The 15,568-nt window shown below is 55.7% G+C and carries 15 protein-coding genes; 11 read left to right on the forward strand and 4 right to left on the reverse strand.

Translation table 11 applies throughout. The annotated features are described in order from the left end of the window. Window positions 1-5 precede the first annotated feature (5 nt). The 3 genes from phoA (at window position 6) to adrA (ending at window position 3,036) form a co-directional block, all read left to right on the forward strand. On the forward strand, window positions 6-1,421 hold the full coding sequence (phoA, locus tag AM379_RS12540) for an alkaline phosphatase (protein WP_106503754.1): 1,416 nt from the start codon (window positions 6-8) through the stop codon (window positions 1,419-1,421). 89 nt (window positions 1,422-1,510) lie between these two features. After that, window positions 1,511-1,831 (forward strand): phosphate starvation-inducible protein PsiF, encoded by a 321-nt coding sequence (gene psiF, locus AM379_RS12545; protein WP_014168820.1) that lies wholly within the window; start codon window positions 1,511-1,513, stop codon window positions 1,829-1,831. 101 nt (window positions 1,832-1,932) lie between these two features. After that, window positions 1,933-3,036: a diguanylate cyclase AdrA gene (gene adrA, locus AM379_RS12550; RefSeq protein WP_106503755.1), complete on the forward strand. Its 1,104-nt coding sequence runs from the start codon at window positions 1,933-1,935 to the stop codon at window positions 3,034-3,036. A gap of 16 nt (window positions 3,037-3,052) precedes the next feature. Here adrA and proC read toward each other — a convergent pair whose 3' ends face one another. Then, the gene (gene proC / locus AM379_RS12555; RefSeq protein ID WP_020885239.1) at window positions 3,053-3,862 is read right to left on the reverse strand and encodes a pyrroline-5-carboxylate reductase; all 810 of its coding nucleotides are present in this window, start codon (window positions 3,860-3,862) and stop codon (window positions 3,053-3,055) included. 97 nt (window positions 3,863-3,959) lie between these two features. Between proC and AM379_RS12560 the strand changes: the two genes are divergently transcribed. The 5 genes from AM379_RS12560 to ppnP all read left to right on the forward strand — a co-directional run bounded on the left by AM379_RS12560 (window position 3,960) and on the right by ppnP (window position 6,597). Then, on the forward strand, window positions 3,960-4,418 hold the full coding sequence (locus AM379_RS12560; RefSeq protein WP_106503756.1) for a YaiI/YqxD family protein: 459 nt from the start codon (window positions 3,960-3,962) through the stop codon (window positions 4,416-4,418). 144 nt (window positions 4,419-4,562) lie between these two features. Beyond that, window positions 4,563-5,087, forward strand: a complete 525-nt coding sequence (aroL, locus tag AM379_RS12565; RefSeq protein WP_079231363.1) for a shikimate kinase AroL — start codon at window positions 4,563-4,565, stop codon at window positions 5,085-5,087. 44 nt (window positions 5,088-5,131) lie between these two features. After that, a complete protein-coding gene (gene yaiA, locus AM379_RS12570) occupies window positions 5,132-5,323 on the forward strand; it encodes a protein YaiA (protein WP_013095817.1) in 192 nt (63 codons plus the stop codon). A 237-nt stretch (window positions 5,324-5,560) separates the two neighbouring features. Beyond that, on the forward strand, window positions 5,561-6,238 hold the full coding sequence (locus AM379_RS12575; RefSeq protein WP_025204994.1) for an AroM family protein: 678 nt from the start codon (window positions 5,561-5,563) through the stop codon (window positions 6,236-6,238). A 71-nt stretch (window positions 6,239-6,309) separates the two neighbouring features. Continuing rightward, entirely contained in the window at window positions 6,310-6,597 is a 288-nt protein-coding gene (gene ppnP, locus AM379_RS12580; RefSeq protein ID WP_014168827.1) for a pyrimidine/purine nucleoside phosphorylase, read from the forward strand. A gap of 45 nt (window positions 6,598-6,642) precedes the next feature. On the opposite strand, the gene rdgC is transcribed toward ppnP, so the two are convergent. After that, the gene (gene rdgC, locus AM379_RS12585) at window positions 6,643-7,557 is read right to left on the reverse strand and encodes a recombination-associated protein RdgC (RefSeq protein ID WP_014882739.1); all 915 of its coding nucleotides are present in this window, start codon (window positions 7,555-7,557) and stop codon (window positions 6,643-6,645) included. A gap of 123 nt (window positions 7,558-7,680) precedes the next feature. Here rdgC and mak point away from each other — a divergent pair, with 123 nt between their 5' ends. After that, a complete protein-coding gene (mak, locus tag AM379_RS12590) occupies window positions 7,681-8,586 on the forward strand; it encodes a fructokinase (protein ID WP_106503757.1) in 906 nt (301 codons plus the stop codon). Between the two features lie 60 nt (window positions 8,587-8,646). On the opposite strand, the gene sbcC is transcribed toward mak, so the two are convergent. Both sbcC and sbcD read right to left on the reverse strand, forming a co-directional pair. Beyond that, window positions 8,647-11,778, reverse strand: coding sequence for an exonuclease subunit SbcC (gene sbcC, locus AM379_RS12595; RefSeq protein WP_106503758.1), 3,132 nt, complete (start codon window positions 11,776-11,778; stop codon window positions 8,647-8,649). Next, entirely contained in the window at window positions 11,775-12,980 is a 1,206-nt protein-coding gene (gene sbcD / locus AM379_RS12600; RefSeq protein WP_106503759.1) for an exonuclease subunit SbcD, read from the reverse strand. The genes sbcC and sbcD overlap by 4 nt, the downstream gene beginning before the upstream one ends. A gap of 187 nt (window positions 12,981-13,167) precedes the next feature. On the opposite strand from sbcD, the gene phoB reads away from it, so the two are divergent. Together phoB and phoR are read left to right on the forward strand one after the other, a co-directional pair. After that, the gene (gene phoB / locus AM379_RS12605; RefSeq protein ID WP_008503265.1) at window positions 13,168-13,857 is read left to right on the forward strand and encodes a phosphate response regulator transcription factor PhoB; all 690 of its coding nucleotides are present in this window, start codon (window positions 13,168-13,170) and stop codon (window positions 13,855-13,857) included. Window positions 13,858-13,878: 21 nt separating this feature from the next. Further along, window positions 13,879-15,174, forward strand: a complete 1,296-nt coding sequence (gene phoR, locus AM379_RS12610) for a phosphate regulon sensor histidine kinase PhoR (RefSeq protein ID WP_106503760.1) — start codon at window positions 13,879-13,881, stop codon at window positions 15,172-15,174. The last annotated feature ends 394 nt before the right edge of the window (window positions 15,175-15,568 follow it).

Below are 15,568 nucleotides of genomic sequence, written 5' to 3' on the forward strand. Positions count from 1 at the left end.
ATAAATTGAAACAGAGCGCACTTTTCATCGCATTACTTCCCCTGTTAATGTCACCCGCTATTTATGCCGACACTCACAATACCAGCGTGCTGGATAATCGTGCGGCCAAAGGGGATATCACCCAGCCAGGCGGCGCGCGTCGGTTGACTGAAGATCAAACCGCCGCCATTCGCGCTTCGCTGAATGAGAAACCCGCTAAAAACATTATTCTGCTGATTGGCGACGGGATGGGCGATTCCGAAATAACGGCAGCACGAAATTATGCCGAAGGCGCGGGCGGCTTTTTTAAAGGTATCGACGCACTGCCTCTCACCGGACAATATACCCATTACGCGCTGGATAAAAAAACCTGTAAACCCGATTACGTGACGGATTCTGCTGCCTCTGCCACTGCGTGGTCCACCGGTGTGAAAACCTATAATGGTGCGCTGGGTGTAGATATTCACGAAAAAGATCACCAGACCATTCTGGAGATGGCTAAAGCGGCGGGACTGGCTACCGGCAACGTCTCTACGGCTGAACTTCAGGATGCAACGCCAGCGGCGCTGGTAGCGCATGTCACCTCGCGTAAATGCTACGGCCCGTCTGTGACCAGCGAAAAATGCCCCACTAACGCGCTGGAAAAGGGCGGTAAAGGCTCGATTACGGAACAACTGTTGAACACACGTCCTGACGTGACGCTGGGCGGCGGGGCGAAAACCTTCGCGGAAACCGCAACGGCGGGCGAATGGCAGGGCAAAACGCTGCGTGAGCAGGCGCAGGCTCGCGGCTATCAGCTGGTGAGTGATGCATCTTCTCTGGCGGCGATCACCGAAGCAAGCCAGGATAAACCGCTGCTGGGTCTTTTCTCTGATGGCAACATGCCGGTGCGCTGGGAAGGGCCAAAAGCGTCCTACCACGGCAACATTGATAAACCTGCCGTAACCTGTGCGCCAAACCCAAAACGTACCGACAGCATCCCGACGCTGGCGGCGATGACCGATAAAGCGATCTCATTGCTGAGCAAGAGTGAAAAGGGCTTCTTCCTGCAGGTGGAAGGCGCGTCGATCGATAAACAGGATCATGCGGCTAACCCGTGCGGTCAGATTGGCGAGACGGTCGATCTGGACGAAGCAGTGCAGAAGGCACTTGAGTTCGCGAAGAAAGACGGCAATACCCTGGTGGTCGTTACTGCAGACCATGCGCACGCCAGCCAGATCATCCCAGCGGATACCAAAGCACCGGGCCTGACGCAGGCGCTGAACACCAAAGATGGCGCGGTGATGGTGTTGAGCTATGGCAACTCTGAAGAAGAGTCCATGGAGCATACCGGAACCCAGCTGCGCATCGCAGCATACGGTCCGCATGCGGCAAACGTGGTAGGGCTGACCGATCAAACGGATCTGTTCTACACCATGAAAGCGGCTTTAGGGCTGAAATAATAAAAGCCCGGCGGAAATCACATCTGCCGGGTGGTTTTTTTCCTGTCACGAACCAGACTTACAGTGAATGTTCACAAAAGGATGGTGCAATGAAAACAACATTACTGGTTACTCTGCTCTCGGGTCTGTTCCTGATCTCATCGGCGAACGCGGAAGAGAAAACATTAACGCCGCAGCAGCAACGCATGACCACCTGTAATCAACAGGCGACCGCACAGAGCCTGAAGGGCGATGCCCGTAAGACCTACATGAGCGGTTGCCTCAAAAACGGTGCCGCGAAACCGGGTGAGAAAAGCCTGACGCCGCAGCAGCAAAAAATGCGCGAGTGTAATGCGAAAGCGACCGAACAGTCCCTGAAAGGCGACGATCGCAGCAAGTTCATGAGTGCCTGTCTGAAGAAAAACGTGTAGTCCTATCGGGTGAGTGGCCCCGGCGGCTCACCCGAAATTTCATACTTTCCCCGTAAGCCCCCTCTCTATAATTTGGGAAATATTTCAGAATATTCCCAAAAATGATGAATGATGAATCTTATTACAATATAAAGCGCATTCGGGAAGAGTGGAATATGACCCTTTCTCAGGATGACCCACACCGTACCGGGATCCCGTTTGCCCGGCGAGCCCGGCTGGCGCGTGTTGTCGGACTGGCAGCGATGTTCTTCCCCCTCTCTGGCGTGCTGGTCACCTTTTCTGTATCCGGCGTCTGGTGGTTGTTCCTAGTGGGGTGGGCATTTATCTGGCCCCATTTCGCCTGGCAGTGGTCCTGCCGCGCTGCTTCTCCTCATCAGCAGGAACATTTTAATCTGAAGATTGATGCCATTATTGCCGGGCTTTGGATCGGCATGATGGGGATCAATGCGCTACCTACGGCAGCGCTGCTGATGATGGTGGGAATGAACATGATGGGGGCCGGCGGCTGTCGGCTGTTTTTTACCGGCATGATGTTAACCCTTCTGTCTTCCCTGGTGACGCTCCCCGTCGTGGGCCGGGTGGCTGTCTTTAACCCGGAGCCTCTGGCATGGGGCTTAACGCTTCCCGTGCTGGTGTTATATCCGATGCTTTTTGCCTGGCTCAGCCATCGTACTGCCATCAGGCTTGCAGAGCATAAACGGCGGCTGGAGCTGATGAGTACTCGCGACGGCATGACCGGCGTCTTTAATCGCCGGCACTGGGAAGTGCTGCTGAGAAATGAATTTGAACACTGTCGCCGCAACCACTGCACCGCCACGATTTTGCTTATCGATATCGATCATTTTAAGAATATCAATGACACCTGGGGCCACGATGTGGGTGATGAAGCGATCATTGCCCTGACGCGGCAACTGCAGCTAACGGTGCGTTCCGGGGATGCGATAGGCCGTTTCGGCGGGGATGAGTTCGCGGTGATCATGTCCCGGACGGCGGCAGACAGTGCCATCGCCGTGATGTCACGCGTGCATGAGCGGCTGGAAACGCTGTCGTTACCGTGTGCGCCCAAGGAATCTCTGCGTATTAGCGTCGGTGTCGCGCCCTGGGGACCGCAGTTCGGGCACTATCGGGAGTGGTTAAAAGCGGCCGATGTGGCGCTGTATAAAGCGAAAAATGCCGGACGCGGCCGCACCGAGGTGGCTGCCTGACGCCCGGCGCAGATAATCAGGATTTACTCAGTTTCTCTGATTTTTCCATGCATTTTGTCATCGCTTCAATAACGGCCGAACGGAAGCCGCGCTCTTCCAGCACCCGCACCGCCTCGATAGTGGTTCCGCCAGGCGAGCAGACCATATCTTTCAGTTCACCCGGATGCTTACCGGTCTCCAGCACCATTTTGGCAGAGCCCATCACGGCCTGCGCAGCAAATTTATACGCCTGCGCTCGTGGCATGCCGCCAAGCACCGCGGCGTCGGCCATCGCTTCTAAAAACATAAAGACATACGCAGGCGCTGAACCGCTCACTCCCACTACCGGATGGATCATGGATTCGGCAATGACTTCCGCTTCACCGAAGCAGCGGAAGATGTTCAGGACATCCGCCACGTCTTCCGACGTCACCAGCGCGTTAGGCGTGACGGAGGTCATGCCGGCGTTGACCAGTGACGGGGTATTCGGCATAGCGCGTACGATTTTACGGTCATGACCCAGCGCGCGCGCCAGCTGATCGAGCGTGACGCCCGCGGCAATCGATACGACCAGCGTCTCTTTGTTCAGGCTGGTGGTGATGTCGCTCAGCACTTTGATCATGATGTTCGGCTTGACGGCGCCAAAGACAATATCGGCTACCTGAGCCACTTCCTGGGCGCTTTCGGCTGCGTTGATCCCGTACCGATCGCGTAACGCGGCGACGTTGTCCGGTGATGGGGTGTAGACCCAAATCTGACCCGGCAGCACCTGTCCGCTGGCGATCAGGCCACCCAGGATGGCTTTGCCCATGTTACCGCAGCCGATAAACCCGATTTTCTTATCCATCACGATTCTCCGTCATTATGCGTTGTTTTCTCTGATTGATAGCTTAACAACGAAATGCAGGCGACAATAGTCGGCAGAATCATTATGGGGAGACAATATGGCGATTTGGGTTGATGCGGACGCGTGTCCGAATGTGATTAAAGAGATTTTATTCCGCGCGGCCGAGCGCGTGCAGATGCCGCTTACGCTGGTGGCGAACCAGAATATTCGCGTACCACCTTCCCGATTTATTCGCGCGTTGCGGGTTCCGGCCGGCTTTGACGTGGCGGATAACGAGATTGTGCGTCTGTGTAGCCCTGAGGATCTGGTGATCACGGCGGATATCCCGCTGGCCGCGGAAGTGATTGAAAAGGGAGCGGCGGCGCTGAACCCGAGAGGGGAGCGTTATTCGTCGGCGACCATTCGTGAAAGACTCACCATGCGTGATTTTATGGATACGCTTCGCGCCAGCGGCGTGCAGACCGGCGGGCCAGACAGCCTGTCCCAGCGCGATCGCCAGCAGTTCGCCGCAGAGCTTGATAAGTGGCTACTCGAAGTCAAGCGTCGCACTGCGTAATGATAACCATTGTCACTTTGTGGTACAGTATGGCCTCCGCAGGGTTGTCATCCCGTACCGCTTTGCAGTAAAGTAAACGCAACATCTTCTGCAATTATTTCTTTACGCTCTTCGGCCATCCGGCATCAAGGGGAACACCTGGTTATGACCCAACCCATCTTTTTAGTTGGCCCCCGCGGCTGTGGGAAAACCACCGTTGGCCTGGAACTGGCACGCGCGTGCGATCGTCAGTTTGTTGATACCGACCACTGGCTGCAAACCGAAGCCGGGAAAAGCATCGCGGAAATCGTTGAGCAAGAGGGGTGGGAGAGCTTTCGCGCCCGTGAAACGGCCGCGCTGAAGGCGGTCACCACGCCGTCTGCTGTTATCGCAACCGGTGGCGGCATTGTTCTCGCCGAGTGTAACCGTCGCTTTATGCGCGAAAAAGGGATTGTCATCTACCTCAGCGCACCCGTTTCGGCCCTGGTAAGGCGGCTGGAAGCATTTCCGGAAGAGGGACAACGTCCTGCGCTGACCTCCCGGCCGCTCAGCGAAGAGGTGAGCGAAGTGCTGGCCGAGCGCGATGCGTTATACCGCGAAGCGGCACACCACGTTGTGGATGCTTCCGCTTCACCCGAGGACGTGGTAATTCAGATTATTACCGCCCTGCGTTTGGCTTGTGCCAGCTAAGCGGCGTCTATACTTATAGCTCAGACATAAAAAAAGGATGAGCTATGCCAACCAGACCTCCCTATCCACGTGAAGCACGCATCGTTACCGTTGAAAAAGGCAATGGCGATCAAACCGTCACCTGGTATCAGCTGCGTGCCGATCACCCCAAACCAGACTCTCTGATCAGTGAACATGAAACTGAACAGGAAGCGCTGGATGCCAAACGGCGCTACGAAGATCCTGATAAGTCGTGAATGAATTCCTAAAGGGCTAAATACCGTGCCTGAATCACACTTTTTACTCATCGCAAATGTTAAGCAGGGGTTAATATTTAGTTATTACAGGTAACTCCGTAACGGGCAGGCGATCTTTACATTTCGCGATGGGGATCACCTGCTACGCTTGGTGCTGTTTTGTTGAAAAAACGAACTGTGCAGCGTAGTGAGCCTGTACCTGTGTGAAAGATTTAGCGGTAATGGAAGGCGATGAAGATGAAGGCGACGTTGGCGATCCTCACTATTGGTGTGGTCCCTGTAAGCGAAGTGTTACCGCTCTTAACCGAGCATGTATCTGAACAACAGATAACGCATCTAAGCCTGCTGGGGAAGATGAGTCGGGAAGAGGTCATGGAAGACTACGCTGTAGAGGCGGGGGAGGATCCCCTGGCGACGTTATTAAGTGACGGTAAACTGGCGCATGTTTCGCGTCAGAAAATCGAGCGCTCGCTGCAGAGCGTAATAGAAGTGCTCGATAATCAAGGCTATGACGTTATTTTACTGATGAGTACTGCACCTGTTAAGGGACTCATCGCGCGTAATGCGATTTTGCTGGAGCCGATGCGGATCATTCCGCCGCTGGTGGCCTCCATTGTTGACGGGCATCAGGTGGGGGTCATTGTTCCCATTGAAGAGCTCATGGACAACCAGACGGCAAAATGGCACGTACTCGAAAAAATGCCTTTGTATGCGCTGGCCAATCCCTTCTGGGATAGCGAGGCTGCGCTGATTGAGGCAGGACGGGAACTGCTGGAGAGAGGGGCCGATGTGTTGATTCTGGACTGCCTTGGATTCCACCAGCACCACCGTGACTTACTGCAAAAGGCGCTGGATGTCCCGGTGCTGTTGTCCAATGTTCTGATGGCCCGGCTGGCCGCAGAGCTGTTGATCTAATGATTTTGCGTGACAGGTGATGATCATGGCCCCTATAGTGAATTTTTATCTAAAAATATAAGGGCCAGTTCATGCTTCAAAGTAACGAATACTTTTCCGGTAAAGTGAAATCCATTGGTTTTACCAGCAGCAGCACTGGCCGCGCCAGTGTCGGCGTTATGGCTGAAGGGGAATACACCTTTGGTACAGCCGAAGCTGAAGAGATGACGGTGATCAGCGGTGCGCTCAACGTCTTACTGCCGGGGGAAACAGAATGGAAAGTTTACTCTGCCGGACAAGCGTTCAACGTCCCTGGCCACAGCGAATTCCATCTGCAGGTTGCTGAACCGACCTCTTATCTGTGCCGCTACCTGAAATAAAACGTTTTATTCCCTCTCCCTGTCGGGAGAGGGTCACTGCAGGCATTACCGCTGCGCTTCGCCGCCGAGGCCTTCTACCAGATTCTGAATTAACGCTGCCAGCTCTCCGGTCATCAGGATAAAGTCCGCGTCAAAGCGCTGTGCGTAATCTTCACGATCGATATCTTCGTTCTGATCGCGCAGCTCATCGCAGAATTTCAGACGCTTCACCGAGCCGTCATCGCACATCACAAACTGAATACGCTGCTGCCAGTCGAGTGCCAGTTTGGTCACCACTTTGCCCGCTTCAATGTGTACGGCGATCTCGTCGCTCACCAGATCCTGCTTTTTCGCGCGGATCACGCCGCCATCTTCGAGCAGGGCTTTGAGCTCAGCTTCATCAAGGATCTGGAAGCCCTGGGCCGCTGTACCGCTGCGCACCCATTCGGTCAGGGTCAGTTCAATCGGCGTTTCCAGCGCCAGCGGAACGACCGGTAACGATCCGATGCTTTTGCGCAGCAGGGCCAGCGTATCTTCCGCTTTTTTGGCGCTGGCGCAGTCCACCATGATCAGCCCGTTAACGGTATCGATCCACATCATTGTCTGGCTGAAACGGCTAAAGGCGCGCGGCAGCAGAGAGTGAAGAACTTCGTCTTTCAGCGAATCTTTTTCGGTTTTTTTCAGCTTGCGACCCTGTTCGGCTTCAAGCTTGAAAATTTTCGCTTCGAGCGCCTGCTTGACCACCGGCGTGGGCAGAATTTTTTCTTCTTTGCGGGCGCAGACGATGATTTGACCCGTGCTGCTGGCGTGGGTCAATGCATCGCTTTGTGAACCCATTGGAGGAACCCAACCGGTTTTTGCCATATCCTGGCTACCGCAAGGGGAAAAGCTATAAGCGGCTAACTGTTTTTCCATCTCTTCTGCACGCAGCGAAACGTCGCGGCTGAGACGGTAAACCATCAAATTTTTGAACCACAGCATGATAATTTCCACGGCCTTGTCGTTAAATCAGCGGGCATGATAACGAATTGTCGCATCGCTTGCATTGCTAATCGGGAAGCGGGCTTCTACTCTGTTGATAATCAAAATAATGAGGAGTGTCTTGTGCGTATTGGGATTGATTTGGGCGGCACCAAAACAGAAGTCATCGCACTGAGCGAGCTGGGGGAGCAACTGTTCCGCCACCGTCTGCCTACGCCGCGCGATGATTATCACCAGACTATCGAGACGATTGCCCGGCTGGTCGACATGGCTGAGCAGGCGACAGGGCAGACCGGCACCGTTGGGATGGGGATCCCGGGCTCAATCTCGCCCTATACCGGGGTGGTTAAAAACGCCAACTCCACCTGGCTCAACGGTCAGCCTTTTGATAAAGATTTAAGTCAGCGCCTGAACCGGGAAGTGCGTCTGGCAAATGACGCCAACTGTCTGGCCGTCTCCGAAGCCATTGACGGTGCCGCCGCAGGGGCCCAGACCGTTTTTGCGGTCATTATCGGGACCGGCTGTGGCGCAGGCGTGGCCCTGGGCGGGCGTGCCCATATTGGCGGCAACGGTACGGCGGGCGAGTGGGGACATAACCCCTTGCCGTGGATGGATGAAGATGAACTTAAATACCGCGCCGAGGTGCCGTGCTATTGCGGCAAGCAGGGCTGTATTGAGACGTTTATCTCCGGCACCGGTTTTGCCACCGATTACCACCGCCTGAGTGGCCAGCCACTCAAGGGGAACGAAATTATGCGCCGGGTCGGGGAACACGATCCGGTGGCTGAGCTGGCTCTCAGCCGCTATGAAATGCGGCTGGCGAAATCCCTGGCGCACGTGGTGAATATCCTTGACCCTGACGTGATTGTGCTCGGCGGCGGGATGAGCAACGTCGACCGTTTATATGCCACGGTGCCGAATCTGGTGAAGCAGTGGGTCTTCGGGGGTGAGTGTGAAACCCCGATCCGCAAAGCGGTGCACGGGGACTCCAGCGGCGTGCGCGGCGCCGCGTGGCTCTGGCCGCTATAGCCATTCTCCCTCTCCCTACGTGAGAGGGGCGGGATGAGGGTGCCCTAACGCAGGGCACCCTCACTCCACCGCAAACACCTTATCCAGCTTGCTATACCCCAGCCCGTTAATCTTCTTCACTTTGATCTGCACCGGGATCCGCTCTTTCATCGCCTCGACGTGGCTAATCACGCCAATGGTTTTCCCGGTGGCGTTCAGCGCGTCGAGCGCATCCAGGGCGGTATCCAGCGTTTCGCTGTCGAGCGTGCCGAAGCCTTCATCCAGGAACAGCGAATCGATGCGTGTCTTGTGGCTCACCAGATCGGAAAGCGCCAGCGCCAGTGCCAGGCTAACAAGGAAGCTTTCGCCGCCGGAGAGGGTACGGGTATCGCGCACCGCGTCCGCCTGCCAGGTATCCACCACTTCGAGTTCCAGCGCATCGCTGACCTTGCGCTGCAGCAAATAGCGCCCGTGCAGGCGATTTAGCTGCTGGTTGGCAAGCCAGACCAGATTATCCAGCGTGAGCCCCTGGGCAAACTTACGGAACTTGTCGCCGGTGCTGGAACCTATCAGCGAATTCAGATAGCTCCAGTCATCGGCCAGCCGCGCGGCCTCTTCAATATGCTGCATGAGCGCCAGCTGGTGCTGACGGTTATCGCTGTCCTGTTTAAGCTGCTGGCGGATCTCACCCTGATGAGTGGTGTTCTCCCGAAGCTGTTGCCCGAGTTGCTGTAGCTGCAACTGCAGGGTTGGCGCGTCGAGTTCCAGCCCTTCCGGTCGCTGCGTCTGATGAGCCTGCAGCTGCTGGTTTGCCTGTGCGAACAGCGCGGTTGCCTGCTGAAGCTGGTTTTCCAGGGTCTGCTTACGGTGTTCAAGACGGCGGATAGTCTCTTCATCAAGCAGTGCAGCCAGAAAGGCCTCCCGATCGGCGAAGCAGCTTGCGGTCAATGCGGCGGTAAAATGCGTCGTGGCGTGCTGCAGCCGCTCGCTTTCAAGGTTCTCCTGCTGTTGCAATGTGGCAAGCTGGCTCTGAAGAGAAACGCATTCGTCGTGCGTTTCGCGCCAGTTATCAGGAATGGCCGGTTCGGTTTCTGTGTCGTTTGTGGCGGGCAGGGTGTCGAGCAGCGGCATCAGAGCCGTCATGCGTTCCTGCATGACGCTATGCTGTGTCTGTTTTTCCTGCCACTGTGCGAACTCGGTTTCACGTTCGTTCAGCCAGGCAGCCTCTGTGCCTTCCTCCGGGACGTTGAGTGACAGCGTAAGCAGAGTTGTTTCCAGCCCCTGGCGCGTGGCCGTCAGCTGCTGTTGATACTGACGCGCCTGCGCGTCCTGTTCATTCAGCTGTTGCTGCAGCGTCAGACGCTGGCTCAGCTGGTAAAGCTGACGCTCATACTGCTCTTGTTCGTTCATCCACGGGGCAATATCTTCCTGAATATTCAGAGTGATATTCAGGGACGCGCAAACGGATTGCCACTCTTTAGTGAGCGCTTGCTCCTCCTGAGAGAGCGTCTGAGCGTCGTCTGTCTCACGCTGGATCTGCCGGGTCAGGGCATTCACCTGGCCGAGAACTAACAATCCTTCCTCTTTAAGCGCAGCGACCTCTTTGGCTAACTGGTCGCGACGCTGCTGGTTGGCACTCAGCTCCAGCGCCTGATAGGCAGTGACCGCCGGGTGCGAGGTTGAGCCGCACAGCGGGCAGGGCTGTCCCGCCTGCAGCTGCGCACGCTCTGCCTCCAGACTTTTAATCTTCTCTTCCTGTCTGCAGAGCGTTTCAAGATCCAGATAATGTTGGTTTTTCTCCTTGTACTGCTGGCGGCGCAGCGTCAGCGTTTCATTGAGTTTTACCTGCTCTGCCTGGGCTTTCTGCAGGCTTTCACCGTTCTGGCGCAGACGCTGTTGCAGCGGCAGATAACGGGCCTGAAGCGACATCAGCCGCTGGCGGAAAGTCCGTGACTGAGCCTGTTGATCCATCGCCACGCTGACCTCGTCAGCCGTGAGCGTCAGGGCGTTTTCTGGCATCTCTGCCAGCTTCTGGCGTAATTCAGCAATGCGCGTGGAAAGCGTGGCGATCTGATGTTTATCGCGATTCAGCTGTGCAAAATGGGCGCGCCAGCCTGCTATCTCCTGGCCCCTCTGACGATACCGCTCGTGCTCTGCCAGCCACTGTGCCAGCGCCGTAAGGTCGGTCTGCAGTTGCGCATGGCTACGCAGGGCCGTATTACGGATACGCGAGCGCAGCGCGGTTTTTGCTTGTAAGCGAGCATTTACTTCAACAATGCGCTGCTTCGTTTGCCCCAGCCGGGTGGTTTGCTCTTGCTGGCTGTCCCACAATGGTCGCAGCTGGGCGGCGGGGTGAGCAAGCTGGAGCGTTGCCAGCTCGGGCGCAGCCTCGGTCAGTGCCTGTTGCGCCTGTTGCTGCAAGGTGGCAACGCGCTGCTGCTCACGTATAAGCTCGTCATTGCGCGTAAGCCACTGAAAATCTTTCTGTTGATTCTGCTGTTGCGCCAGCAGCGTTTTTTCTTCGTCAGTAAGTGCCTGCAAACTTTGCTGTAACTGCTGCTGTTGTTCTTCACTCAACAACACGACGCCTGCAGCCTGTGCTTCATACACCTCAAGGGCGTTACGTGCGGCTTTGTGTTTCTCAAACACCATGGCGGAAATCTGACCGTAGATCTCGGTTCCGGTCAGTTCTTCCAGGAGTTCGGCGCGGTCGGAAGGTCTGGCATTGAGGAAGGCGGCAAATTGCCCCTGAGAGAGCAGCATTGAGCGGGTAAAACGGCCATAATCCAGCCCGGTGAGGGCAGCCGTTTGTTCCAGTTTATCCGACACTTTGTCGGCCAGAATTTTACCGTCCTCACAGCGTACCAGCTCGACGCGTGGGGCCTGAAGATTACCGTCGGGCTGATTTCGCGCGCGGTTCTGACTCCAGAAAGCGCGATAGGCAATACCTTTGACTTCAAACTCAACTTCAGCAAGGCATTCGGCCGTGTCGCGCGTCATCAAATCGTTTTGTGCCTGGGAGACTTTCTGCAGACGCGGCGTTTCGTGATACAGCGCCAGACAAATGGCGTCGAGCAGGGTCGTTTTTCCTGCGCCGGTAGCCCCGGTAATCGCAAACAGTCCGTTGCTGGCAAACGGCTCCGCGGTAAAATCGATTTTCCACTCACCCTTCAGTGAGTTGAGGTTTTTCAGGCGCAGGCTGAGGATTTTCATGCGTTTTCTTCCTCATCGTTCAGGGCATGCAGGGTGTGCGTAAACAGCTCGTTCAGCCGTGCGCGTTTCGCGTCGTCAATCTCCTCGTGGGAGAGCCGGCGTTCAAAGACCTCTTCCACCCTGAGTTCGCTGAGCGTTTCGCGCTGAGCGCCGAGCAGAATTTTCTCGCGCTGCTCGCGGCTGCGGCGCACCAGCAGTACCTCTACCGGCAGGTTTTCCGTGAGCACCTGAATTTTTCGCTGCACATCATGCAGGTAGTCGCCGCTGGCGATCTCAATATCCAGCCAGACCGGCGGGTTTTGTTCCACGCCGCGCCACTGTTCAAGTTGGGCGGTGATGGCGTCCAGATCGCCTTTCAGCACCGCCAGCGGCTGGGTGACGGGCACTTCCAGCGTGTCGACGGCGCTGAGCTTGCCGTCGCTAAAGCTCACCAGATGGACACTTTTGGCTTTGCCGGTCTCATCAAAACTCAGCGAGATGGGCGAGCCGCAGTAGCGAATGTGCTCGCAGCCGCCGATAACCTGCGCCCGGTGGATATGCCCGAGGGCAATATAATCTGCGGGCGGGAAGTTTTGTGCCGGGAAAGCATCCAGCGTGCCAATATAAATGTCACGCACCGCGTCGCTTTTGCTGGCCCCAACGGTGGTGAGGTGCCCGGTGGCAATCACCGGAATCGCCTGGTCACCGCGAAGGGCACAGGCCTGGGCATGCTGCTGGTGGTAATAGTCGGTGATAGCCTGCAGCAAATGCTGCTGTTTTTCAGCGCCGGAAAGCCCCGCCTGGCTTTGGACAATATCGCGCGGGCGTAAAAATGGGATCGGACACAGTACCGCACCCGGCGTCCCGTCGCGCTTTTTCAGGATCTGCGGCGCATGTCCTGCGCTGGCCACCACGGTAGTATTGAGAAACGCCAGAATATCGCGGGATTCATTTAACGTTGCGACGGAATCATGGTTGCCGGCAACAATCACCAGATGACAGCCCGTTTGCTGCAGATTGACGACAAAACGGTTATATAACTCGCGCGCATAGCTGGGGGGCGAGCCGGTATCGAAGATGTCGCCCGCCACAATAATGGCGTCCACCTCATGAGAGCGGGCCGTATCCAGCAGCCAGTTCAGGAACGCTTCGTGTTCAGCCGCCCGGCTTTTGCTGTAAAAATTTTGACCCAGATGCCAGTCAGAGGTGTGTAGTATGCGCATTGCTGATCCGTGGCGAAAAAGAGAAAGCAGGATTATAAACTGTCAGGGAACAGAAAATAACCGCTGTAATAAAACAACAGTTTGCCCTTTATAGTGGTACTGTTTTTCATAAATCTGTCATAAATCTGACGCATAATGACGCCGCATTACAAACTTGTAACTTAAATAAGATAAAACAGGGCAAAGTATGGCGAGACGTATTCTGGTCGTAGAAGATGAAGCTCCGATTCGTGAAATGGTGTGCTTCGTGCTCGAGCAAAATGGCTTCCAGCCGGTTGAGGCGGAAGATTATGACAGCGCGGTGAACCAGCTGAATGAACCCTGGCCCGATCTGATTCTGCTCGACTGGATGTTGCCTGGCGGCTCCGGGCTGCAGTTTATCAAACACCTGAAACGTGAAGCGCTAACCCGCGACATACCGGTTGTGATGCTCACGGCGCGCGGTGAAGAAGAGGATCGCGTACGCGGTCTGGAAACGGGGGCGGACGATTACATTACCAAACCATTCTCACCGAAAGAGCTGGTTGCCCGCATTAAAGCCGTGATGCGCCGCATTTCACCGATGGCGGTGGAAGAGGTGATTGAGATGCAGGGACTGAGCCTTGACCCTACCTCACACCGCGTCATGACCGGTGAAAATCCCCTCGATATGGGGCCTACCGAATTTAAACTTCTGCATTTCTTTATGACTCACCCGGAGCGCGTATACAGCCGCGAACAGTTGCTGAATAACGTCTGGGGAACTAACGTGTATGTCGAAGACCGGACGGTTGACGTACATATCCGCCGCCTGCGAAAAGCGCTGGAACTGAGCGGCCACGATCGCATGGTGCAGACGGTCCGCGGCACGGGTTATCGTTTTTCAACCCGTTTCTGAACAATGACAGGAGTGTGACGCGTGCTGGAACGTCTGTCATGGAAAAGGCTCGTCTTTGAACTGATCTTATGCTGTATTCCGGCCTTCATTCTGGGGGCCTTTCTTGGATATTTGCCGTGGTTTCTGCTGGCGTCGGTTACCGGGCTTCTGATCTGGCATTTCTGGAATTTGCTGCGCCTCTCATGGTGGCTGTGGGTTGACCGAAGTATGACGCCTCCGCCGGGAAGCGGAAGCTGGGAGCCGCTGCTGTACGGTCTGCACCAGATGCAGATGCGTAACAAAAAGCGGCGTCGCGAACTGGGAAGCCTGATCAAACGCTTCCGTAGCGGCGCTGAGTCGCTGCCGGATGCTGTCATCCTGACGACCGAAGAAGGGACGATCTTCTGGTGTAACGGCCTCGCGCAACAGCTGCTGGGCCTGCGCTGGCCGGACGATAATGGCCAGAACATCCTCAACCTTCTGCGTTATCCCGAGTTCACGCTGTACCTGAAAAAGCGTGATTTTACCCGCCCCCACAACCTGAAGCTCAATAATGGGCGCCATCTGGAAATCCGTGTGATGCCTTACAGCGACCAGCAGTGGCTGATGGTTGCCCGTGATGTCACCCAGATGCACCAGCTGGAAGGGGCGCGACGCAACTTCTTTGCCAACGTCAGCCACGAATTACGCACTCCGCTGACGGTGCTTCAGGGGTACCTGGAGATGATGCAGGAGCAAACGCTGGAAGGCGCGCCGCGCGAGAAAGCGTTGCATACGATGCGTGAACAAACGCACCGTATGGAAGGGCTGGTGAAACAGCTGCTGACGCTCTCGAAAATTGAGGCCGCCCCCTCGCTGGCGTTGAATGACACCATTGATGTTCCGATGATGCTGCGGGTGGTGGAGCGCGAAGCGCAGACGTTAAGCCATAAAATGCATCAGCTGACCTTCGAGGTCGACAACACGCTCAAGGTGCTTGGCAGCGAAGATGAGCTGCGCAGCGCCATTTCTAATCTGGTGTATAACGCGGTGAATCATACGCCAGCGGGGACGGAGATCGTGGTGCGCTGGCAGCACACGCCAACGGGCGCTGAGTTCAGCGTAGAGGATAACGGGCCGGGGATCGCGCCTGAGCACATCCCGCGTCTGACCGAGCGATTCTACCGGGTGGATAAAGCGCGCTCACGGCAAACCGGCGGCAGCGGTCTGGGGCTGGCTATTGTGAAACATGCAGTAAATCATCATGAAAGCCGTCTCGATATTCAAAGCACGCTGGGTAAGGGAACCCGCTTCAGTTTCGTTATCCCGGAACGATTAATTGCCAAAAAGATCGCCTGACGACAGGCGTGTCAGTTTACCTTTCCACGGGCCAGCGTTTGCTGGCCCGTTTGCTTTGCAGTCAAGCGAAACGCGGCTGAATATTATACGGCTGGCTGTTTTTTGTTCGCATGATTAGCCATGGGTTTTTCTTATAATTAGCGTATTGTGCTGGTCTGATTTTTGATGCTGGCATATTGTTCTGGTTTCACGATCCCATCTTGCCTTTAAACGTTATAAGCGTTTAAATTGCGCCCCAGATACTGTCATACCGACTGTATTTGCGTGGTAAATCGAAAAACTATTCTTCTCCACGCCAGGACGGGAGCATATCCCGCTGAAATTGAGCAAATTTTCCGCTGTATCGTCCCGTCAGGGATAGCGAAAATCTCAATGTTTTCAACACCACATCCAC

It is taken from the genome of Enterobacter cloacae complex sp. FDA-CDC-AR_0132 (genome assembly GCF_003010695.1).
Lineage (GTDB): Bacteria > Pseudomonadota > Gammaproteobacteria > Enterobacterales > Enterobacteriaceae > Enterobacter > Enterobacter ludwigii.